The organism is Oceaniglobus ichthyenteri (assembly GCF_003057885.1).
GTDB lineage: Bacteria > Pseudomonadota > Alphaproteobacteria > Rhodobacterales > Rhodobacteraceae > Oceaniglobus > Oceaniglobus ichthyenteri.
Genome location: NZ_QAGK01000001.1, coordinates 423,202 through 445,109, shown reverse-complemented (window position 1 = coordinate 445,109; position 21,908 = coordinate 423,202). Strand labels below are relative to the sequence as shown.

At 59.4% G+C, this 21,908-nt stretch carries 25 protein-coding genes and 1 tRNA gene; 9 read left to right on the top strand and 17 right to left on the bottom strand.

Annotation, left to right across the window (positions count from 1 at the left end; translation table 11 throughout):
• Positions 1-97: 97 nt before the first annotated feature.
• Complete coding sequence (locus C8265_RS02110; protein WP_126623136.1) at positions 98-3,172, bottom strand: hypothetical protein; 3,075 nt, start codon at positions 3,170-3,172, stop codon at positions 98-100.
• Between the two features lie 156 nt (positions 3,173-3,328).
• Between C8265_RS02110 and C8265_RS02105 the strand changes: the two genes are divergently transcribed.
• Complete coding sequence (locus tag C8265_RS02105) at positions 3,329-4,027, top strand: SIMPL domain-containing protein (protein ID WP_240610940.1); 699 nt, start codon at positions 3,329-3,331, stop codon at positions 4,025-4,027.
• A 75-nt stretch (positions 4,028-4,102) separates the two neighbouring features.
• On the opposite strand, the gene C8265_RS02100 is transcribed toward C8265_RS02105, so the two are convergent.
• Positions 4,103-5,389 carry an O-acetylhomoserine aminocarboxypropyltransferase/cysteine synthase family protein gene (locus C8265_RS02100; protein WP_108482303.1) on the bottom strand — a complete coding sequence of 429 codons (1,287 nt, stop codon included), beginning with the start codon at positions 5,387-5,389 and terminating at the stop codon, positions 4,103-4,105.
• A gap of 253 nt (positions 5,390-5,642) precedes the next feature.
• On the opposite strand from C8265_RS02100, the gene C8265_RS02095 reads away from it, so the two are divergent.
• From C8265_RS02095 to C8265_RS02060, 8 genes are all read left to right on the top strand, one after another.
• The gene (locus C8265_RS02095; protein ID WP_108482302.1) at positions 5,643-6,422 is read left to right on the top strand and encodes a DeoR/GlpR family DNA-binding transcription regulator; all 780 of its coding nucleotides are present in this window, start codon (positions 5,643-5,645) and stop codon (positions 6,420-6,422) included.
• A complete protein-coding gene (locus C8265_RS02090) occupies positions 6,419-7,441 on the top strand; it encodes an ABC transporter ATP-binding protein (RefSeq protein ID WP_108482301.1) in 1,023 nt (340 codons plus the stop codon). Before C8265_RS02095 ends, C8265_RS02090 begins: the two co-directional genes overlap by 4 nt.
• A gap of 36 nt (positions 7,442-7,477) precedes the next feature.
• Positions 7,478-8,746: an ABC transporter substrate-binding protein gene (locus C8265_RS02085; protein WP_108482300.1), complete on the top strand. Its 1,269-nt coding sequence runs from the start codon at positions 7,478-7,480 to the stop codon at positions 8,744-8,746.
• A 57-nt stretch (positions 8,747-8,803) separates the two neighbouring features.
• Positions 8,804-9,697 (top strand): carbohydrate ABC transporter permease, encoded by an 894-nt coding sequence (locus C8265_RS02080; protein WP_108482299.1) that lies wholly within the window; start codon positions 8,804-8,806, stop codon positions 9,695-9,697.
• Positions 9,694-10,503 (top strand): carbohydrate ABC transporter permease, encoded by an 810-nt coding sequence (locus C8265_RS02075; RefSeq protein ID WP_108482298.1) that lies wholly within the window; start codon positions 9,694-9,696, stop codon positions 10,501-10,503. The genes C8265_RS02080 and C8265_RS02075 overlap by 4 nt, the downstream gene beginning before the upstream one ends.
• A gap of 6 nt (positions 10,504-10,509) precedes the next feature.
• Complete coding sequence (locus tag C8265_RS02070) at positions 10,510-11,298, top strand: phosphodiesterase (protein ID WP_108482297.1); 789 nt, start codon at positions 10,510-10,512, stop codon at positions 11,296-11,298.
• Positions 11,299-11,330: 32 nt separating this feature from the next.
• Positions 11,331-13,001 (top strand): Na/Pi cotransporter family protein, encoded by a 1,671-nt coding sequence (locus C8265_RS02065; RefSeq protein WP_206050235.1) that lies wholly within the window; start codon positions 11,331-11,333, stop codon positions 12,999-13,001.
• Positions 13,002-13,135: 134 nt separating this feature from the next.
• Positions 13,136-13,211, top strand: a tRNA-Val gene (locus C8265_RS02060).
• Between the two features lie 14 nt (positions 13,212-13,225).
• Here C8265_RS02060 and C8265_RS02055 read toward each other — a convergent pair.
• From C8265_RS02055 to C8265_RS01990, 15 genes are all read right to left on the bottom strand, one after another.
• Positions 13,226-14,386 (bottom strand): tyrosine-type recombinase/integrase, encoded by a 1,161-nt coding sequence (locus C8265_RS02055; RefSeq protein ID WP_108482296.1) that lies wholly within the window; start codon positions 14,384-14,386, stop codon positions 13,226-13,228.
• Positions 14,376-14,645, bottom strand: a complete 270-nt coding sequence (locus C8265_RS02050) for a helix-turn-helix transcriptional regulator (protein WP_108482295.1) — start codon at positions 14,643-14,645, stop codon at positions 14,376-14,378. The genes C8265_RS02055 and C8265_RS02050 overlap by 11 nt, the downstream gene beginning before the upstream one ends.
• Positions 14,642-15,010: a DUF4326 domain-containing protein gene (locus tag C8265_RS02045; protein ID WP_108482294.1), complete on the bottom strand. Its 369-nt coding sequence runs from the start codon at positions 15,008-15,010 to the stop codon at positions 14,642-14,644. The genes C8265_RS02050 and C8265_RS02045 overlap by 4 nt, the downstream gene beginning before the upstream one ends.
• Complete coding sequence (locus C8265_RS02040; RefSeq protein WP_108482293.1) at positions 15,003-15,236, bottom strand: hypothetical protein; 234 nt, start codon at positions 15,234-15,236, stop codon at positions 15,003-15,005. Before C8265_RS02040 ends, C8265_RS02045 begins: the two co-directional genes overlap by 8 nt.
• Complete coding sequence (locus C8265_RS02035; RefSeq protein ID WP_108482292.1) at positions 15,233-15,475, bottom strand: hypothetical protein; 243 nt, start codon at positions 15,473-15,475, stop codon at positions 15,233-15,235. Before C8265_RS02035 ends, C8265_RS02040 begins: the two co-directional genes overlap by 4 nt.
• Entirely contained in the window at positions 15,472-17,028 is a 1,557-nt protein-coding gene (locus tag C8265_RS02030; protein WP_108482291.1) for a DNA cytosine methyltransferase, read from the bottom strand. The genes C8265_RS02035 and C8265_RS02030 overlap by 4 nt, the downstream gene beginning before the upstream one ends.
• Positions 17,028-17,225, bottom strand: coding sequence for a hypothetical protein (locus C8265_RS19390; RefSeq protein ID WP_164512242.1), 198 nt, complete (start codon positions 17,223-17,225; stop codon positions 17,028-17,030). Before C8265_RS19390 ends, C8265_RS02030 begins: the two co-directional genes overlap by 1 nt.
• The gene (locus C8265_RS19385) at positions 17,225-17,389 is read right to left on the bottom strand and encodes a hypothetical protein (protein WP_164512241.1); all 165 of its coding nucleotides are present in this window, start codon (positions 17,387-17,389) and stop codon (positions 17,225-17,227) included. Before C8265_RS19385 ends, C8265_RS19390 begins: the two co-directional genes overlap by 1 nt.
• A gap of 192 nt (positions 17,390-17,581) precedes the next feature.
• A complete protein-coding gene (locus C8265_RS02020) occupies positions 17,582-18,682 on the bottom strand; it encodes an AAA family ATPase (protein ID WP_240610939.1) in 1,101 nt (366 codons plus the stop codon).
• Positions 18,679-18,906, bottom strand: coding sequence for a hypothetical protein (locus C8265_RS02015; protein ID WP_108482290.1), 228 nt, complete (start codon positions 18,904-18,906; stop codon positions 18,679-18,681). Before C8265_RS02015 ends, C8265_RS02020 begins: the two co-directional genes overlap by 4 nt.
• A gap of 2 nt (positions 18,907-18,908) precedes the next feature.
• Positions 18,909-19,865: a PD-(D/E)XK nuclease-like domain-containing protein gene (locus C8265_RS02010; protein WP_108482289.1), complete on the bottom strand. Its 957-nt coding sequence runs from the start codon at positions 19,863-19,865 to the stop codon at positions 18,909-18,911.
• Positions 19,862-21,007 carry a hypothetical protein gene (locus C8265_RS02005; RefSeq protein WP_108482288.1) on the bottom strand — a complete coding sequence of 382 codons (1,146 nt, stop codon included), beginning with the start codon at positions 21,005-21,007 and terminating at the stop codon, positions 19,862-19,864. Before C8265_RS02005 ends, C8265_RS02010 begins: the two co-directional genes overlap by 4 nt.
• A 13-nt stretch (positions 21,008-21,020) precedes the next feature.
• On the bottom strand, positions 21,021-21,248 hold the full coding sequence (locus C8265_RS02000) for a hypothetical protein (RefSeq protein WP_108482287.1): 228 nt from the start codon (positions 21,246-21,248) through the stop codon (positions 21,021-21,023).
• On the bottom strand, positions 21,245-21,409 hold the full coding sequence (locus C8265_RS19380; RefSeq protein ID WP_164512240.1) for a hypothetical protein: 165 nt from the start codon (positions 21,407-21,409) through the stop codon (positions 21,245-21,247). The genes C8265_RS02000 and C8265_RS19380 overlap by 4 nt, the downstream gene beginning before the upstream one ends.
• A gap of 176 nt (positions 21,410-21,585) precedes the next feature.
• Entirely contained in the window at positions 21,586-21,882 is a 297-nt protein-coding gene (locus tag C8265_RS01990) for a hypothetical protein (RefSeq protein ID WP_126623135.1), read from the bottom strand.
• Between the last annotated feature and the right edge of the window lie 26 nt (positions 21,883-21,908).

The window sequence follows — 21,908 nt, the reverse complement described above, 5'->3', positions numbered from 1 at the left end:
ATTTCCAGAAAATGACGAGGGCACATCATGGCATCTGCAAAAACAGACCATTCAGATTGGTCCTGATGCCGATCCGGGGGAAGTCTGCGCTTGAAGGTCAGCCTTGGGGCATTTGCAGCGTGACGCGACGTCCGGATTTTGTATAGCTCAACTCGCTTTGGCCGATTGCTGCAATTCGGCCGCCATCAATCGAGTCTCCGACTTTGACCTTTACGAACCGTCCGGATGGTAAACGGACAAGTGCGCGACGATTGGATGTGCTTCCGTAAACGCCAATCAGGTTCAGTTTTCCAAGATTGATGGCATTTTTGACAGTGGCCTGTTTGGCCACCGACGCGCGCGACGGAATGCTGGGGGTGACAACGGCAGCGGGCGCCGCAACACGGGTCACCTGTTGTTCCTTGACTTCGGGGGCTTTGGCGCGTGCCTGGGCGACCAGACGGTCAAAATTGCGCGGTTTTCCCTTTGGCAGGCGGGATTGGGCCACGGCATAGGGGCTGATCGGTTCGGGGACCACAGCCTCTTCGGCTGGCTCGGCAGGGGGTACGGGGCGCAGGGCGACAAGGTCAGCCGGTGCTTTGCGCGGAACTGGTGCGGTGACCGGCGCCTGGGGCGTCGCAGTCGATGCGCCGGTCACGGCAAAGGCCGCCGCGCGCGCCCGGTCTTGGATGTCATTATCGCCCGTTGGCGCGGCGTCAGCGGGGCGGGCGCGCGGTTGCAGGGCGGCCAACCGGGTATCAGGCTCGGGCGTCGTTTCGGGTGTTAGATTGGTTTCTTCGGCCAAATCAGAAGGACGGTCGCGGGGGCGGATGCGCGGCAGATCAGGCTGATTTTCCAACGCGGGTGTCAAAGCCGTGGGGCGATCGGGGCGGGCTGGCGGTGTCTTGTCCGGGCGGCCCGCGGTGATCAGGATGCCATCGGGTGAAATTGCGCCATCGGGTGTGGCGCGGACCAGACCGCGCGCGTCCAGATCAAAACTCTGCCCCGACGGTGCCGGGGGCAACTGGCGCGCGGGGATGCGTGGCGCATTGGGGGCTGCGATCTCTGTGACCGGTTGAAACGCGCCCACGGCAAGATTGGCATCGGTAGAGGCGACATGGATGTCCTCCAACCGATCAATGTTAAGATCAGAGGGTGCGTCTGGCGGTGCCACCCATATGCCGGTTGTGGCGTAACGGCCCACGGAATCATCATTAACATTTGGCGGCCGCTGCAAAGGATCGTTGGCCAAAGGCGGGGGCGCGGATTCGGTCAGGGGCAGGCCATCGGCGTTTGGCGGTGCCGGGGCGATGGGCCCCAAAGTTGCAACTGTCGAGTCGGATCGCGCGACGCGTTCTGTGCCGGATTGCTCTGGCTCTTGAGATTGGGTCAGATCGGCGACATCCGTACTTGGAAGCGGTTGCGCGTCTTCGGTCGGTTGGTCAGTGGGCGCAGTTTCCGTAGGTTCATCAACTGTGACATCATCCGGCATGGTGGCGGCGGGGGAAATGGCCGGTGTCAGATTGGCGGTCTCTTCGGGCGCTGCGGCCTCGGGCGTGTTCGTCACCTGATCGTCACCGGCCAGGAAAAACGCGGTCCAAACGCCAATGGCCAGCAATGCAGCCACGATGAGCCCGATCACAAGCGGGGCAAATGACCGCCCCGGTCTGACATCGCGTGCACCAAACACGGTCATCGCTTCGGCTTCGTTCAGCTTTCCACCCTTTGCCATCCGCGCGCTTATCGTATCGCGGGCGGGGGGCGGCAGCGGGTTTCCATCGGAGTCGTTTATGGGCGAAAGGCTGGCGGCGGCGTCGCGCGTGTCGGGCAATGCGGCAGCGCGGGTTGGCCGGGGTGCGCCGGGTTTGTCGACAGATTTGGCAGACCCGCCGCCCGGGATCGGCGCGCGGCGTGGGGGCGGTGGTGGCAGCGCATCTTCGGTGTCAGGTGACACCGCAAATCGCGCGGCAATGCGGCTCAGGCGGCTGTCTTTGCTATCATCGCGCGCCGGTGTGTCCTTGGGGGCGGATTCGCTGGGCCGGGGCGTCGCCGCAACGCCGGGTGTCAGCGGCCCGGGAGATTTCGCGCCCGCCACCATCGGCGGTTTGGCCACGGGTTTGCGCCGTGACGCAAAGGCCACCGGCATAGGCGGCACATCATCCAACACCGCCGCGCCATCTGCTGCGTCATCCAAAGGGGGCAGAGGATCATTGACCCGAGGCTGTGAAAATCCAACCCGTGGCATTTCGACAGGTTTTTCTGCCGCCGCTGACAGATCGGGTTTTTCGGCCGCTTCGGGTTCTTTTGGCGCGACGTTTTTTTCGGCACGCGGTTTGGCGGCGTCACCCCCGGCGACAGGGGGCGTCACACGCCCCGAAGCAGTCTGCGATTTTTCCATCGATTTGGACGGTTTTTCCTGTTGAGCAGGTGCTTTTTCCGAAGGTTTTGTATCGGAATTTGGCGCCGGATCATCCAAAGTCGGAGCGTTTGGCGCTGCGTCATCCGCTGCTTTGGCCGAATCGGTTTTTGCGGGCGGTTGATCAGGCACATCTGCGGTTTTCGGCGGTGTGGTCTCCACTTTCGGCGCAGAAGGTTCAACAACTGGTTCCGCTTTGGGCGGTTCGGGCGCGACGGCTTTGCGCTCGGCCTCTGCTTTTTCCAGCGCGGCGGCCCTGTCACGCTGAATCTGAAGGGCCGTGGCCCCGAAATCGACCGAACCCTTGAATTTATCCTTGCCCGGCATCGCCGCGAAAGAGACAGGATTGAACCCGCGACTTGCGGCGAACTGTTCCGCCTCGGCCAGGGTTTCACGCGCCACCGCGGCGACACATAATTCGCCTTTGCCTTTGACCTTCCACGTGAAATTCAGATCGTTCAGGGCATAAGGGGTCATCCCTTCCAAAGCCTGACAAACGGCATCATGGCGCAGCTTGGCGCGGTCTGCCTTGGCGGATTTGGGATCAAATTCAGGATCGTCGAGGGTGGTATATAAAATCTCGGAATCCGGAATCCTCAGTTCGGTTGCCATGGGGAAATCCGACTGCTCGGCCACCCCGTTGCGCATATCGGTTACTTTTGCATCGAAATCTGGATCCGACAGCGCGACATGACCCAAGTCTTCGGACGCGCCAGATCCATTCGACTTGAGGCGGATACCGTCGTGGGACAATTCTAAGATAAAGTTCGGCTTCATATCAATGCTCTAACATGTGGCGGCGCGCGCAGGAGTCCCTCGGCTGATTTTTATTCTTCTATAGCAGCTTTCCGCCGAGGAAAACAAAAAGAGGTTTCCGAAACCTAAACGTGTCATCAGGTTATTAAGTATAAACACCAGAAGAAAGGGCCAGTTATGGCATATGTAAGCAGGCGGATGTGGATCGCAGGGGTTTTTACCTTGTGTTTGGCGGCAATTGGGCCGGCTTTCGCCGATGATGGGCGGATTGCCGTCATTGGCGAAGGAACGGTGGCCGCCGTTCCGGATATGGCGCGAATAAACTTGGGTGTTTCGGCACAGGATTCAACCGCCGCGGCGGCATTTTCTGCCGTCGCAGAACAGATGGGCGGTGTTGTGGCCGCGTTGGAAAGCAATCAAATCGAAGCACGCGATATCCAGACCGACCAGATCAACGTTCAACCCGTTTACCAACAGTCAGATCAGCGCGGTGAGCGACCAGAAGTGGTAGGGTACGAAGCGCGCAGTGACGTGACCGTGCGTGTGCGAAATCTGGATGGTCTGGGCGCACTTCTGGATCTGGTGGCGCAATCGGGCGGCAACCAGTTTTCTGGTTTCAGCTTTGCAGTGCAAGATCCGGCACCTTTGCTGAACCAGGCGCGTCAGGCGGCGGTGGCCGATGCCATGGCCAAGGCGGCCCTTTACGCCGGTGCAGCGAATGTCGCTCTGGGCGATGTAATCGAGATATCCGAAGACGGCGCCAGCCCCGCGCCAATGCCAATGATGGAAAGCGCCAGCTTCCGCTCCATGCCGATTGCCGCGGGCGAGTTGGAGATCAACGCGCGGGTGCGCATGATCTTTGAACTGAAAGACTGACCTTCATGTAATGGATTAACATCGGTCGATAGTATCATGAAAGAAGGGGACATTTTTCAATGTCCCCTTTGTTGTTCAGGCGGTGGCCTTGGTCAGGGCCTGATCCAGATCGGCGATCAGGTCTTCGGCGCTTTCGATCCCGATTGAAACGCGCACAACCTCGGGCGCAGCACCCGAAGCGCGCTGTTGGTCTTCGGTCAACTGCCTGTGGGTTGTGCTGGCCGAATGGATGATCAGCGAGCGCGTATCGCCCAAATTCGCCACGTGGCTGAAAATTTCAACCGAGTCGATCATTTTCACGCATGCGTCATATCCACCCTTCACCGCAAAGGTGAACAGGCCCCCGGCACCGCGTGGGCAGATTTTTTCAACGCGATCAAAATAGGGCGAACTTTCCAATCCGGCATAGGTGACATATTCGACGCGCGGATCCGCCTCGAGCCATTTCGCCACTTTCACAGCGTTTTCCACGTGGCGTTGCATACGCAACGACAGGGTTTCGATGCCGCACAATGTGTAATGGGCGGCCTGGGGGTTCATCGTCATGCCCAGATCGCGCAGGCCGATGGCAATGCCGTGAAACGTAAATGCCATGGGTCCGAACGTTTCGTGGAATGTCAGACCATGATAGGCCGGCTCTGGCGCGCTGAGCGATGGAAACTTGTCGGATGCCGACCAGTCAAAATTGCCCGAATCCACCACGCATCCGCCCATGACGGTGCCATTCCCGGTCAGATATTTCGTGGTGGAATGTACGACCAACGCAGCGCCATGTTCGAATGGGCGGCACAAATAGGGCGTCGCGCTGGTGTTATCCACGATCAATGGCACGCCAGCGGCGTTGGAAATGGCGGAAATCGCATCCAGATCGGTGATGTATCCGCCGGGGTTGGCGATGGATTCACAGAACACGGCGCGCGTGTTGTCATCAATCGCGGCCTTGACGGCGTCGGTATCATCAAAATCAACAAACTTGACTGACCATCCGAACCGTTTGATCGTCTGGCCAAACTGCGTAACCGTACCGCCATAAAGGCGGGTCGAGGCAACGACATTCATGCCCGGGCTCATCAACGGAAACAGCGCCATGATTTGCGCGGCGTGACCCGAGGAACAGCACACGGCACCGACGCCACCTTCAAGGGTTGCAATGCGTTCCTGCAGTACGGCGATGGTGGGGTTGGTCAGGCGCGAGTAGATATATCCCACCTCTTGCAGGTTAAACAGCGCTGCGGCGTGATCGGCATCGCGAAACACATAGCCGGTGGTTTGGTAAATCGGCGTGTTGCGCGCCCCGGTTGTGGGGTCGGGTGTGGCGCCGGCATGAATTTGCAGGGTATCAAAGCCGTGAGTTTTGGACATCTGGTGTCTCCCATGAATGTGATTGCCATGCGTTTATGGGATTGAAGGGGGGCAAGCAACGGGGATGATCGGGAAAGGCGGGGCTGTTGCGGCCCGTCGTGGCAGACAACGCTTTGTTCTTTGTTGGATAGGCCGCCGCAAAACCCCGATATTCGCGGCCTGCCGGTAAAGATTTCCCTTGTGTCGGCATTTTTTGTTGTTTTGTGGCTTTTTCAATCCTAGTATCGCATCAGCCAGGTATGGCGGGGGGCGCATGTCATCGAGAAAACGCAGCCGTAGGCAGGCGATATCGGATCTTGTGTTGGAGCAGGGCGCGGCAACGGTTGGCGCGTTGGCCGAAGGGTTTGGTGTTTCGATGCAAACGATACGGCGTGATCTTGATGCGCTGTGTGAGGGCGACATGCTGCACCGGGTCCATGGCCGAATTGAGCTGAGCAAGGAATATTTGAACACACCGTTCGATCAACGCGCCGATACCAACCTGTTGGGAAAACGCGCGATTGGCCAGGCGGCGGCGGCGCTTATTCCCGATGGGGCGACGGTGTTCATCTCGATCGGTTCTACCCCGCTTGCGGTGGCCAAGGCATTGCAGTGCCGCAAGGGGCTGACCGTGATCACAAATAATCTGAGCGTGGCGATGGCGCTGTCTGACGAACTGTCGAACCGGATCATTCTGCCGGGGGGCGAAGTGCGCCTGCCGGACCGCGATATTCTGGGCAATGATGTTTTGGAGTTTTTCAGCCGGTTTCGGGCAGAATTTGCCGTGTTTGGTGCTGCTGGCATCGCGGCGGATGGCAGATTGTTGGAATTTCACACAACCGAAGTACGCGCGACACAAAAGATTTGTACAAATGCGCAACAATCGATCTTGGTGGTGGATTGTTCAAAGTTTGGCCGTCAGGCGCCGGCGCTGGGTGACAACATTGCCGATATTGATAGGGTGATTGTTGATCGTCACCCCGGCCCGGCATTCGCCCCGCTTTTGGACCGTATAAAAGACAGGCTGTTGATTGCCGAAGGAGAGCCGACATGACCCAAGACCCCTTTGTGCAATTGAAAGACGTTGGCAAACGCTGGAACGGGCAATTGGGGGTTGAGGGCATCACGCTGGACATCCCCGAAGGCAGCTTTACCGCGCTTTTGGGCCCGTCGGGGTGCGGAAAATCAACGACACTGCGGCTTTTGGCGGGGTTGGAATGGCCGGATCAGGGGCAAATCCTGATCGATGGCAAAGATGTGACCACCAGCGCGGCGTCGGATCGCAACCTGTCGATGGTATTTCAATCCTATGCGCTGTTTCCGCATCTGTCGGTCGCGGAAAACGTGGTGTTCGGCCTTAAGGTGCGGCGTGTGCCAAAGGCCGAGCGGCAAAAGAAACTGCACCGTGCTTTGGAAATCACCGGGCTGTTGGGCTATGAAAATCGCAAGCCCGGCGAATTGTCGGGCGGGCAGCGGCAGCGCGTCGCCTTGGCGCGCGCCATTGTTGCCGGTCAACGGTTGTGCCTGATGGATGAACCCCTGTCCAATCTTGACGCAAAATTGCGCAATTCGGTGCGCAAGGATATCAAGAAACTGCAACGGGATCTGGGCATCACCGTGGTCTATGTGACCCATGATCAGACCGAAGCGATGAGCATGGCCGACACGGTCGTGCTGATGAAAGACGGTTATATCCAACAGGTTGGCGCGCCCGAGGCCCTGTATAATCGCCCCAACAACACCTTTGTGGCCGAATTTGTCGGCGCGCCGCCCATGGCCCTGATCGATTCGGGCGCGATCAAGGGGTTCGGCGAAGGGCGCAAAATCGGGCTACGCGCCGAACATATCGACATCGTGCCACAGGGGCAGGGGCGGCTCAGCTGTACCGTCAACGAAAGCGAATTTTTAGGCGCGGAAACCTTGATCGGGTTGAATTACGCGGGGGCGACGGGCCTAAGCGTTTTGAAACCCGGCATGGCGATGATGCCCGAAGGTCAGCCCGTGGAAATCAATTTCAGCGATGACCACCTGCACGTTTTCAACGCAGCGGGCGAAAGAATCGCGGCCCCCTGAGGCCGCGCGCGTGATACCAAACCAACGGAGGATGCTATGAAACTGTTTTCGACAACCGCACTGGGGCTTGCCACCGCCATGGCGGCGGGGGTGTTTGCCCCGGCCCAGGCCGAAACCGAATTAACCATGTATTACCCCATCGCCGTGGGTGGGGCGCTGACCGAGGTGGTCGATGGGATCGTCGCCGATTTTGAGGCGGAAAACCCAGATATTAACGTTACCGCAATCTATTCGGGCAATTATGATGATACCCGCGTGCGCGCGCTGTCGGCGCTGGCCTCGGGCGAGGCGGCGCAATTGGCGGTGATGTTTTCGATCGATGCTTATGATCTGATCGAACAGGAACTGATCGTGCCTTTTGAAGAGGTCGCAACCACCGACGCCGATAAGGAATGGTTAACCGGCTTTTACCCCGCGCTGATGGCCAATGGTCAGATCGAAGGGCAGACATGGGGCATTCCATTTCAACGCTCAACCATCGTGGCCTATTACAACAAAGACCTGTTTCGCGAGGCGGGGTTAGACCCGGAAACACCGCCCAAAACCTGGGATGAAATGGTGGAAATGGGCAAGGCCCTGACCAAGGGCGATACCTATGGATTGATGATCCCGTCCACCGGTTATCCCTATTGGATGTTTCAGGCGCTTGCGATTCAGAATGGCAAAGAGCTGATGTCGGGCGACGGCCTGACAACCTATTTCGATGATCCGGCCGTGGTTGAAACACTTGAATTCTGGCAATCCCTGTCGCGCGAACATGGCATCATGCCCACCGGAACCGTCGAATGGGGCACATTGCGCCAGGCGTTTCTTGAGGGGCAAACCGCGATGATGTGGCATTCAACCGGCAACCTGACTGCCGTGAAAGATGCCGCCAGCTTTGATTTTGGCGTGGCTGAATTGCCCGCCAATGTGCGCCCCGGATCGCCAACGGGGGGCGGCAATTTCTATCTGTTCAAAGACACAACCGAAGAAGAGCGCGCCGCCGCACTGAAGCTGATGCAATTCATGACAGCGCCCGAACAGGCCGCCGAATGGTCAATCGCCACGGGATATATGGGCGTGTCGCCCGCCGCCTATGAAACCGAGGCGTTAAAGGCATATACCGCCGAATTTCCGCCTGCTTTGGTGGCGCGCAATCAGTTGGAAAGCGCGGTTGCCGAATTTTCCACCTTTGAGACGGCGCGCGTACGCGATGGGCTGAACAATGCGATTCAGTCGGCCCTGACCGGCTCGAAAACCCCCCCTGATGCCTTGGCCGAGGCGCAGGCCGCCGCCGAACGTTTGTTGGCCCCGTATCAGTAAACCCAATTTGGGCCGGTGCATCCGTACCGGCCCATCCCACCCCCGGAGTCACCGCCCATGTCGGCCCACGCCAATCTTGAACGCCGCAGACAGGCCATTTATGGCTGGCTGTTGCTATCGCCCGCGGCGGTGCTGCTGACGGTTTTTGCATTTTACCCGTCAATCGCCACCCTGTGGTCCAGCCTGTTTTCACGCGGCACCCGGCGCAATCCGACCGAATTTATCGGTACGGGAAATTACGCCGATCTGTTTGCCGATCCGACATTCTGGCTCGTTGTGCGCAACAATCTGTTTTATGCCGGCGTGACGATTCCGGTGTCGATTGGCATCGCGCTGGCCATGGCTTTATGGGCCAATTCCAAGATCTCGGCGCGCGGTTTTGTGCGCACCGCTTATTTCACGCCCACGGTTTTGCCGATGATCGCGGCGGCGAACCTGTGGTTGTTTTTCTACACGCCGGGCTTGGGCGTGCTCGATCAGATCGGCTCGCTTTTTGGCTTTCCCTCGGTCAACTGGTTGGGCCAGCCGGAAACCGCGCTTTGGGCGATTATCATCGTAACCATCTGGAAAGAAGCGGGGTTTTTCATGATCTTTTATCTCGCCGCGCTGCAAACCATTCCCGAAGATTTGAAAGAGGCCGCCGATATCGAAGGGGCGAGCCGCTGGACCTATACCCGCCGCATTGTGCTGCCTTTGTTGATGCCGACAACCCTGTTTATTGCGGTGAATGCGATGATCAATTCGGTCAAATTGATTGACCATTTGTTCATTCTCACCAAAGGCGGGCCTTCGGATGCGTCAAAACTGATCCTGTATTACATCTGGGAAATGGCCTTCGCCTTTTTCGACGCGCCCCATGCGGCGGCGATGACGATTTTGGTGATCCTGGTACTGGGCATCGTTGCCGCGATTCAGTTCTTTTATATGGACAAAAGGACTCATTACCAATGAAGGATCTGACCCGCTTCATGGATAGTTTCGGCGCGATTCTATTGGCAATCGTCTGGATTGCGCCTTTGGTTTTTGCGTTTTGGGCGGCGACCCATTCCACATCGGACGCGGTAAATTTCAACCTGCTGTCACCCTGGACGCTGGATAATTTTCGCACCGCCTGGGCCGGTGCGCCGTGGCTGAAATACTTTTTCAACACGTTTATCCTGGTCACGATTATCCTGATCGGGCAATTCGTGCTGACCACCCTGGCGGGCTTTGCCTTTGCGCAGTTGCAATTTCCGGGCAAGGATTTCGTGTTCATCCTGGTGCTGATGCAACTGTTCATCTTGCCCGAGGTGTTGATCGTTGAAAACTATGCGATGGTGTCGCGCCTGGGCCTGTTTGACACGATTTTGGGCGTTGGAATGCCTTATATGGCCAGTGCATTTGGCATTTTCCTGATGCGTCAGGCGTTCAAAGGCGTGCCGATTGAATTGCACGAGGCGGCGCGGATCGAGGGCTGTGGCCTGTTGGGAATTTTGTGGCGCGTCTATGTGCCTTTGGCCAAACCCACCTATCTGGCCTATGCGTTGGTGTCGGTTTCGACCCACTGGAACAATTTTCTGTGGCCGCTGATCGTGACCAATTCGCCCGACACCCGGCCCCTGACCGTGGGTCTGTCGATTTTTGGCGCGCCGGAAAACGGGGTGGATATCAGCGTGATTTCCGCCGCCACGCTGATGTCGGTCGCGCCACTGCTGATTGCCTTTCTGATCTTTCAGCGTCAGTTTGTGCAGGCGTTTCTGCGCGCCGGAATTAAGTAGGGTCTTATGGTTCGTATCCTTCAAATCAGCGATCCACATATCGTCACCCCGCCCGGGATCGTATCGGGGTGCATTGACAGTGCTGCGCATCTGAAAAAGATCGTTGCGCGCATTATCGATGATCTGCCCCGGATCGGTCCGATTGACGCGCTGTTGGTGACAGGGGATATCAGCGATGATGGCTCGCCCGGCAGCTATGCGTTGTTTCACGAACTTATCGCGCCGCTGAACCTGCCCACGTGGGTCATTCCCGGCAATCATGATCTGCGCGAACCGATGCGCGCGGCATTTTCCCAGTTGCCCAAATCCGGGCGGCTGAACTGGGCCACGAAAATCGGTGATCTGCACCTGATCGGGTTGGATACCCTGGTTGAGGGCGCAGGCGGCGGCACGTTGGACGCCGACACCTTGGATTTTCTCGAAAAAGAGCTTGAAAAGGCGGGGCAGGGGCCGGTTTTGCTGGCGCTGCACCATCCGCCGTTTGCGTCGGGAATCGCGTTCATGGACAGGATCGGTCTGGATGGCATCGCGCCCCTGGCCGATATCCTGCGCAGGACACAGGCCCATGTGCGGCTGGTTTGTGGCCATATTCACAGCGTTATGATGGGCGAGGTTGGCGGCGCTGTTGCAATGTCCTGCCCCGCCACGTGCAGCACATTTGCCACCGATTTCCGCCCCGACGCGCCGGTTGGATTTTTCACCGAACCGGGCGGCTATCTGGTGCATGACTGGCTGGGCACCTTTCGCAGTATCCATATTGGCCCGGATCGCGGCAGCGGGCCATTTTCCTTTTAACCCCCCTTCGTGCCCCCCAAAGAAAGCCTGCTGTGCAACACCCCAACATCCTTTTGTTCATCCTTCATATTGCCGGGGCAGCATCGCTTTTGATCTGGTCTGTCCGGCTGGTGCGCACGGGGGTTGAGCGGGCATTTTCGGTGCAGTTGCGCCAATGGTTGCGCCGCTCCTCCAAAAGCCGCGTCTTGGCGGCGATCAGTGGCACGGGCGCCGCGATCATGCTGCAAAGTTCGACTGCGGTGGCGATTCTGGTGTCAAATTTCGTCTCCAAGGGCAACATCGCCACCTTTGTCGGTTTAGGAATCCTGCTTGGGGCTGATGTCGGGTCGGCCATCGTGGCGCAACTGTTGTTGGTACGGCAGACGTTTCTTATTCCGCTTCTGCTGGTGGTTGGCGTCGGGCTGTTTTTGCGCAGCCAGAATGGCCGTGCGCGCCAGGTCGGGCGGGTTCTGATCGGGCTGGCGTTGATATTTGTGTCGCTCGATATGATCCGCAGCGCGGCCGAACCGTTGATTGACAGCCCCGGCACCGTGGCGGCCATGCAATATCTGGGCACCGACGCCATGACCGCTTTTGCCATCGGGGCGGTTTTCGCCTGGGCTGTGCATTCCAGCGTGGCGGCGGTTTTGTTGTTCGTCACCTTGGTGGCGCAGGGGCTTTTGCCCGCAACCGGGGCTGTGGCGATGGTATTGGGGGCCAATTTGGGCGGTGCGTTCATTGCCTATGTGCTGACCTTGTCAGCGCCGGTATCGGCGCGGCAAATGGTTGTGGCCAATCTGGCGCTGCGCGGCGGCGGTGCGGCGGTGGCCTTGGTGATCCTGTCTAACCTGGAAAACCCTTTGGTCTGGCTGGGCCGGGATGGTGCACAGCAAACGATCAACCTGCATCTGGCCTTTAATCTGGTGCTGGCGCTGATCGCGATGCCGCTGTTGGGGCCGATTGCCCGCCTGACCGAAGCCCTGATGCCCAGCAAAGCCGACGCAACCGTCGATCTGGACCGCGCCAGCATTCTGGACACCGGCACGAGCCAGACTGCCGATCAATCGTTGACATTGGCGGCGCGTGAAATCCTGCATATTGGCGAGATGATCGAAACCATGTTGCGCGCCGCCGGGCCGCTGTATCAACGCTGGGATGGGGCGGTGAGTCAGGCGATCAAGGACAAACATGAACGGGTGCGCGCCCGGCATCAAACGCTGAAGCTGTTTCTCGCACGGCTCAATCGCAACGGTCTGGACGATGACCAGAGCAAAAAATCCAACGATCTGGCCAGTATCGCCAGCAATCTTGAGGCAGCATCCGATGCCATTGCCCGCAACCTGACCGAATTGGCGCGCCGCCTAGATGGCGAGGGGGTGACATTTTCAACCCAAGGCAGCGTGGAAATCAGCGATTTTCACGACCGGGTTTTGACCAACGTGCAATTGGGCCTGAATGTGCTGATGACCCAAAACCCCGATGCGGCGCGCGAACTTGTCGCCGCCAAGGAAAAGGTCCGCACTGTCGAGCAGCATTTGCAGCGCGAACATCTCGGCCGCCTGCGCGAAGGTTTGACCGAAAGCATCGAAACCAGCAGCATCCATCAGGAAACGCTGCGGGTTTTGAAACAGATCAACACATCATTTTCGTTGATCGGATATCCGATTCTGTCGGAAACTGGTGATCTGTTGGCCAGCCGCCTGTCAGACGAGGGCGATAGATAGCCGATTTTGAACCGCTGGAGGGGCTTTGTAATACGGGCCCAGACCCGCGCCATCACAAGGGTGCGGATTACTTTGAATTTCCGTGCAAAACGCTCTTGCCAATCCGTAACGACCTACGCTAAACAGCCGCCATCGGGTCGTTAGCTCAGTTGGTAGAGCGCTTCGTTTACACCGAAGATGTCGGGAGTTCGAGCCTCTCACGACCCACCATTTACCAAATGAAATCAGTCACTTGCGAAATCGGCGTTTTTAGCGTTCCCAATTTGGGGCGCGGTGTTCCCAATCTCGGGTAACAGCAGCATGGTTTCGGTGTTCATATGTTCCGCCTGAGCGCGCCTGGAATAGTGTTCGGCCATGGCCTCAGTCAGGTGGCCCAGCATTGATTTCACGCGGGCGATTCCACCAAACAAATCGGGGTTTCTGGCGACTGTGTTGGCGATCAAAGTGGCGCTGGTGTGGCGCAGCCCGTGAAACGTCGGCTGAAACTGATCGGCCGCATATTCGTCATTGCGGTTCGGGCGCAAGCCCAGGCGGATCAACTCGGTGCGCCAGGACGCGCCATAGCCCGATCCGGTCCAAGGTTCACCGCGCGAATTGAGTAACAGGGGGCGGCGCGGCGAAACTATGCCGGCGGCCCGGCGCGCAACCCGTTCGGTTTCGGCAATTGCCAGGATCACCGGGTGCAGGGGCACCGGCACCTCGGTTTTGGTCTTGGACTGTTTCAGATACCAGACCCCGCCATCGATCTGGGCATCGGCGAATTGCGTCAGGACATCGCCGCGCCGTTGGCCGGTGTATGCGGCCACCAGCGCCGGTCGCAGGATATGCGGCTGGCCCTGATCGATCAGGGTGCGCAGGGCATCATCGGGCCACGGTTCGCGCGATTCGGTGGATTGCACCCGTTCGATCCGGGCGCAGGGGTTCACATCGGCAAAGCCGCGCGTGCGGCCCCAACCAAACACGGCGCTGATATCATCAAGGCGGCGATTTGCGGTGGCAGGCCGATCGGCCAAGCTGTCATACAGCGCCTGCACATGCACCGGGCGGATTGCCGTGGCATCAAATGCGCCCCAGCGATCCATCATCAGATCCAGCGCATAATCGCGCAACCGGCGCGATGGGCGGGGCAGGTTGTGATATCGCGCGCTGTCTTTGTGCTGACGGATCAATGCGGTGATCGCGGTGGGGCTTTCAAATTCGTTCGGTGCGATGCCAAAAACCGACACATGCGCCGCGTCATAGGCCGCGCGATAATCGGCGCTGAACGGATGTGGCAAGGGGAGGCGAGTTTCCACGCCATGACGCACCACGCGAAAGTAAAAATACTCGCGCGCCCCGCGCCGCTTGCGCTGCACATATTGTTCAAGGGTCAGGTCAGCCGCCACGGGATGCTTTCAGGATTGGGTCAACCGGCTCACTAGACCCGGTGCTGAACCGTTTTTCAATCTCTGTCCATTTCCATCGGTTCGATCCGCCGATCTTGATAGGGCGGGGCAGGTGGCCCTGTTTGACCCATTCGGCCACTGTGCCTGCGCTGATGTCCAGCAGCTGTGCCAAGGTTGCCGCGCTGACATACCCGATCACGCGCGGTGCTTCGGCCACCTGCGCAGCTGTCGCAACGTGGATGTGTTGGATGTTGCTCATGGGGTTTCACTTTCAGGCGGGTTTGCGATCGCAAGCAACACATCTGCATGGCACGGCTGATCCAGCGCGCACCAACAGCACAGGTCTTTGCCGCGCAGTTCGGCTAAGTTTCGTAGGATGACGACTTTCTTGGCGGCCATGCTGACGCGAGTCTGACTCGTGGGTAAGCCCCAATCCTCGCCGTGCAGCCACCCCCTAAATGCATCAACCGCGACGGCGCGTCCGTCGCCATATCCCGCCTCTGCCGCCGCGCGGAAGTCAAACGGGTTACCCCATCTGGTCGGGCGTGCCACAACAACAGCATCGTCAGGTTTGCGCCAGCCTTTGACGCGGGAAAGCTGGATGCGACGTGGGTGGTCAGTCATTGTCGTCGTACCCCCGTAAAGAGTCGAGCGCGGCCATCATTTCAACCACGTCGCCGATGGCGCAGGCGCGCACCGCGTGATCAATTTCGGCCTGCATGATTGCGATTGTCATATTCATGCCCATTGCAATCGCGGGATGTTCAGCGGCCATATCGCGCCATCTGTCGCGTTTCGCGCTGACGCGGGCGATCTCGCGGGGCAGGGCGTCGGCTAGGGTGTCAGTCATGCTGCACCTGTCCTTGATGCCGATAAGGCAATCCTGTGCTCGACGCCCGGAACAAGCCCTTCATTCAGCATCCCGACGGCTTTGCGGTGATCCCCGTTCATAACCATCAAGAGCGTTGCGGCCACCGCTCCCTCTAATGTGACCATTACAGCGGCCATATCTGTGACCGGATCACGCCCGTCAATTATGGTTCGTGTTGCGTCATGGTATCGTTCCATTTCTTTCATTGGGTCACTCATGCTGCGATCCTTTCTTTCATCAGGTGCTTACAGTTTGCCCGCACCAGTGCTTCGGCGAGGGGTGGGCAGACGCTGTTTCCACAGCAGCTAACCTGGACGTTCTTCGGAAATTGGGTCCAGGTGTATTCTCCGTCGCGTTCTGTCCAGTGCCCCTCGATCACATAATCGGCAGGAAACCCTTGGGCGTGAAACAGTTCGCGTGGCGTGAGCATGCGCATCCCGATATCGACAATCACAAAGGTCGCGCCCTGAATGTTGATCGTGACAAATTCGCGATCATCCCACGCTTCGTGCGCACGCATGAAGTCGGCCACATCGCGGGCCCGGGTGGCGTGATCCTTGGTGAAGGGCGGTGCCGACAGTGCGGCTTGCATGTGTCCCATGCGATCTTTGACTGTCACGGTATGCATCGGGTCGCCCGTCGGCGCGCCATCACCGGTGCCATAGTATTTCGCGAACCATGCGGCGATCGGCGTTTGATGGCTGCCCGTGGCTGCGACGGTCGAAAGCGGGTCGCGCGCGTCATGCCCGGTCGCTCCGGTGTGGTGCTGTGCGATGAATGCGGCGATGGTTGTCAGCCCGGCGCCGCCCGCCGTTATGGTGTGGGTGGGTTCATCGCATCCCTGCCAAGGCTTTTGACTGTTGCGCATGGTCGCCAGCAGCGGTGCGCCCAATGCGTGATGCTGTCCGCCTGCCGTTGTTGTTTTGGAGTTGGCGATGTTCACGATGAACGGATCTGCGCTGTCCAGAACGTATCTTTTCATTCCCCTCGCCACGCGTGCCATGGTGTTCTTCGCCAGCGGACGGACGGCGCGCAGGCCGTGCTTTTCCATGATCTGGGGGCCGGTATCGAAAATAGACGGGCAGGGCAGTGACCAATCAATGCATTCTGCTGCCGTCCGCCAGGGCAACCGGTGGCCGCGCTTTACCGCGGGCGACTTCGGATCGCCGTGGGTTGGTTTTGGCCACGAAATCGGGCGGCCGTCACGGCGCGCAACCATGAAGAACCGTTTGCGGATCGTGGGTGCGCCATAATCACATGCGCGCAGCTCGCGCCACTGCACCCGATATCCTGCGCGGCGTAGGCGCTTAGCCCAGAGTTCAAATGTCATTCCCGAAAACTCCTTCAATGGTTGCCCGTCTTCGCCGAGTGGGCCCCATGTCAAAAATTCCTCGACGTTTTCCATCAGGATGACATCGGGTCGCACCTGTTCAGCCCAATCGACCACAACCCACGCCAGATCCCGAATGTTGCGATCTTTCGGCGCGCCGCCTTTGGCTTTGGAGAAATGCTTGCAATCGGGGCTGGCCCACAAAAGGCCGACGTGTCGCCCCTTCGTGACATCCAGCGGCGCAACATCCCAGATATTGCTGTCGAGGTGCAGCGTTTCCGGGTGATTGACCGCATGCAGTGCAAGCGCGGCGGCGTTGTGGTTGATGGCCACGTCGGGGCTGCGCCCAAGCGCCAGTTCGATTCCAGTGCTGGCCCCACCGCCACCGGCAAAGCTGTCGATAATCATGGGCAGTTCGGTTTCTGGGGCTGCATCGAACATTACTCCACCCCGCCCAACAGATCCGGCGCGGCGTAATCATCAGCGATGGCCTTCATGACGGCGATTTCGCGGTCGGCTTCGGATTGGCGCATTTTCTTGGCGCGCACCCACCTCGGATATGTGCTGCGCCGCATGCGCAATTCGCGCAGGGCGCAGGCGTGTTTCATTTCGCGGGTGATGTCGGTAATTTCGGCCATCACACCACCACACGCCAGATAAAGCCGCCGACAAATAGCAGTATCGGAATGCTGGCGATCAGCGCGATCACAATGCCTGATCCATGCGGCAAGCGGCCCTCGGGATCGTGGGCGTGGCTCTCTGACGTTTCGAAATCCTGCACCATGCGGGCGTGTTCGCTCATCGGAGGGTATCCTCTTTCTGTCCATTTGCTGCCGATCGAAGTCGGGTTTCATGAATACGATCCAGTGTGATTTTGCGTTCTTCCCCGACCGACTGCCGAAAAGAGGCTTCTGATCCGTCAGGGAGAGGATTTCGGAAACTCTGATATCATGCTCGTTCCACTTGAAAACCAGCGTCCCATTCGGGCGCAGGGTCACGCCGACTCCCTCGCGTTCCGTTCGTCAATTTCGCGCTGGATTTCGGCTTCTTGTTCGGGGGTGAGGCGTGGGGCGTCATCCGTGTTTGCAAATGGATCGTCGCTCTCGCTTTCGTCCTTCGCTGCATCCGCGTTCGCCGCCAAATCCTGGCATTCGGCCAGTATCGTCTTGACCAAAGCGCGATCCTCTTTGTGTTCGTTCCACCAGGTGGTGAAAGCCTCCTTGCCGCCACGCGCCGCCTCGCGAGCCGAGTCGAGAACTGCCTTATCCTGTTGCCCGCTGCCTTGGCTCTTCGCCCATTCGGCCATGGCGCGCCCTGTTTCCACGCCCATGGGGCGCCGGGCATCGAGCAGACCTTTGAACTGATCGGCGACTTTGATTTGATGCACCGGGCAGCCAGGGGCTGATGGGTCGAGGATCACCATTGCGGTCATTTCAAACATCAGGTCGCCATCGCTCGCCGGATCCCACGGCACATCCTGACGGCGCGTTTTTGTGGCGCGGGCGTTGACTTCCTTCCACCCTGTCTTGGCAGATTTCTCCTGCATGACTGGCTTTGCGCGGGTGCAGATAATCATCGAGCATTTGGCGCGTACAATCCGGTCGATCAGGCGGCGATAGCGAGGCTTTACCTCTGCCCACGCCAACTGGCTGCGCTGGTTTTTCTTGCTGTCGTCACCGCCGGTCAGCCGGTCCAACACCTGCGCTTGCAGGTCCAGAACCCCGCCAACGCCCTCCCAAGCGTGAGAAAAGCTGTCCAAGATCACCACTGGCAGATTTGCGGCCTCTGCGGCGTCGATCACTTCAATCCACCGCTCCGGGCCAAAGCCGATCATTTTCCCGGCGTCGTCCACGGCTTTCATGTCGAAATGGCACATTTCTGGGAACGCTTGCTTGTAATGCAGGGCGCGACGGTTTTCCGTGTCCACATAACCGATGGGTGCGCCGGTCTTGCCAGTCGTAACCTCTGCGATGCCCCGCGCCATCAGCAGGGCGGAATAGGTCTTGCCGGTGCCCGACCCACCAGACAGGCCGATGGCCAGCGTCAGGGGGTCGTTCAGTTCGGCGACGGGGATGAAGCGGATCATGGCGCTCATTCCGTCACCTCGTCATCGGCGGTGCGCTTGATCACTCGCGAAACGGGCTTGCACTGGAACGCCGGGGCGGTGTTGGTCACCGACTCAACCACCACAGTCTTCGGTCCTTCCTTCGGGGTGTTGACCTCCACCATGTCGCCAGGGGCAACTGGCTCTCCGTCATGGCAATAGGTGTAGGACCGATAATCCCACGGGTTGAACCTCACGGCTACAAACTGTGTCATGGTCACTCTCCTGCGATGCGATAGGTTTCTGGGGATTGCCATTGGCGGGCGGCGTCGAGCACATCCCTGCCGGTGCGGCGCTTGTAATCGGCATCAACGCTTTCGCGCTCCAACCATTTGGCGTGGAAGAACTCGGGCAGTTCGATCCGATGAACCCCAAGCGGATAGCCGGGCCAGTCGTCGGCGTGCAGGCAATTTGCCCACATCGCGCGCGCTCGGGCGATCTTCTTGCGAGCCATCGCCAGTGAGTCCGGGCCGACCTCGATCACGGAGACCTCAAACGGGGCCTCTTTTTCCTGGAAGATAAACCGGAACAGGCGATCATCGCCGGTCGCGGCCTTCCATGTGTCGAGATAGTGCGCAGCCTGAATATCGTATCCGTAATTCATCACGGCGCGCATGGCGGCGTCCGGGCTGGCGTCGGTGGTGGTTTTGAAGTCGTACAATGGCGCACGCGGATCGGCCGGCACATTGTCGATCATGGCGCGGCACCAGATGCTATCCATCTGTGCTAACGCGACGATTTCCGAGTGAGCGGGGTCCAGGTCGATCTGTAGCGCGGTCAGCTTGTCAGCGATCTTGGCCTTCATGGCGTCGATCTGCACCACCTCTCCGGACTTCAATGGCGTCAGGCCAGCGTCACGCGCTTCGGCGATGAAGTCCTTTGCAGCCTTGGTCGATGCCGCGCCATTGCTGGCGAGAATGCCGTCTGGGATGGCGCAGAAGTCTGATCCAGCGCCCAGGGTCGCCCGGTGTGCGGCCCTACCAATATCAAACGTCTTGCTGTCTTTCGGTTCCCAATCCGGGTTTAGCCGTGGCGATGCGGTCCATGCGTGAAGCGGCGATTGGGCCAGCAGTATCTTGGCGACGGTGCTGGATAGGCTGGGGGCCTGACACGGATCAGCGTGGTATCGGTCAGCGTCAATTTGGTGGACGCCGGATTTCAGGAAGTCGCTCATATTCTCACCTCACAATGTGGCACCTTGCCGTCGATCAGGGCGTCGGCCAGTGCAAACCAATTCCCGGCTTCGAGCGCTTTCAGGCCCGCTGCGATTTCGTTCCTGATCCGCGCACGGTGCGCCTGATCGGCTTCACGTTTGGCGCGCGCATCAGCTTCGGCCCTGCGTTCGATTTCGAGCCGGTCACGTTCCCGCTGCGCTGCCGCTTCTTCGCGGGCCTTCGCCTCGGCCAGTTCCTTCTTGTGCCGCTCATCTGCGGCAATCCGGTCGTGTTCGGCCTGCTGCTGCGCTTCGACCCGGGCGCGCTCTGCGGCTTCGGCCTTGTCTCGCTCGTGCTGCTCACGGCGAGCAGCCTCGGCCTTTTCATCTGCGATCCGCTTTACCTCCGCGCGTTCGGCCGCAATGCGGTCGGCCTCGATCTTTTCAGCTGCAATACGTTCCTGCTTGACCTTCTCAGCAGCCAGCCGGTCGGCCTCTGCTTTCGCGGCGGCTTCTTCGGCATCCTTCCGGGCGCGCGCATCAGCTTCGGCCCGCAGGCGGGCCAGTTCGGCGGCGTCGGCTTCGGCCTTCACGGCGGCTGCCAGCAACGTGCGATAGTGCGCCAGCGCTGCTTCCTTGCGGGCCTCGGCTATCGGCTGAAATTCATCCCATTCCGGGCCGGTGGTCAGGGCCTCGACGTGGGCGACCCAGGCGCGAATATCTTCGGATGAAGACGATCCATCCACCCTCCCCAAGTCAAAGGAATTGAGGTTTCGCTGGTGCATCTCAACGCGCGATTCCTCGGCCACCTCCCAATCTGTGACGGGTTTCCGCCACTTGTCGCGCGCCTCGGCAAGACCATCCTCAAAAGCCTTTTTTCCCGCGTTTACTGCGGCGGTCTTGGTGCGCCATTCTTCGGTCAGGGCCTTCGCCTGCCTGATAATTTCGGCGCGCGTTGTGCTGGCCTTGTTGGCGAGGGAAATCAGCGCCTTTCGACCCTTCGCCGTATCGGGGGATAGGCTTGCGAACTCGGCGTCACCATCGGCGATCATGCGAGCCAACAGGTCGTTGGTTTCGGCCTTGTTGGTCAGCACCGCCGCAAGTTGCGTGGGGGCAGGCAGGGCGATTGCCGTATTCGGTTCGGTAACGGTCATATCATTCATTGTCGTTATCCTCTCAAAATGCGCATGCGGCGGCATCGAATGCAGCCTGGGCGATGGCCTTGCCGAAAATCCAACCGGCGGCCTTCCAAGCGACAACCATGGCCAGCCAAACGGCGATGGTGATGGTGATCCAGATCAACAGGCAGATGGCCGGTGGATAGGGCGTGTCGTCGGGCGCTGGGATTTCGCGCGCGCTGTCATAGAGGTGGAACGCCTCAAGGTTTTCGTCGGGGCGGATCACTGTGCATTCCCCAGAGCACGGGGCGCGTTTTGATCGACAAGCGCGTCGGTTGCGGCGGCAATCTGGCGTAAGGCGCTGACATCGCGGGCGTCACTCAAGCCCCGGCGCAATGCGGCGTAGGCAGCTTCGTTCACCGCCTTAAGATACTCATGATAGGTCATTGCGCTCTTCTCCTTCGCCCGCAGTATTTCGCGGATTGTGTCGATGTGGCCCCAAGGCGCGCCGTGCTGGCTGGCGAGGGTGTGATCTGAAAAGTCCGGGGACAGTGGGGAGGACTTCACCGCCCCCGGAAGGTGCGCGCCGTTTTGGGATTGGCGCGTGGCAGTTATTTCGGGGGTCATTCGGCTGCGATCTGGTGGCGATCAAACAGCCAATCGGGCAGATCGGTGCAGCTGGCGGCGCAGCGGCGGCGGATGCAATCTTCGGCATCGGCGGTTACATCTGTTGCCATGCCAGCCTGACCATTGTGCGGGGTGTCGATGCGCCAGATGATGGCGGCGCGATCATCGCGGCGGGCCTCGGCGTATTGATCAACGGCATCATCAAACATGGGGGCCGGGTCTGCTTCGACACCCTGGCCGATGGCTGGGCCAAAGTCTGTCCAGACCATGAAAAGCGTGGAGGGGATATTCATCTTGCGTCTCTCCTATCCGGTGGCCG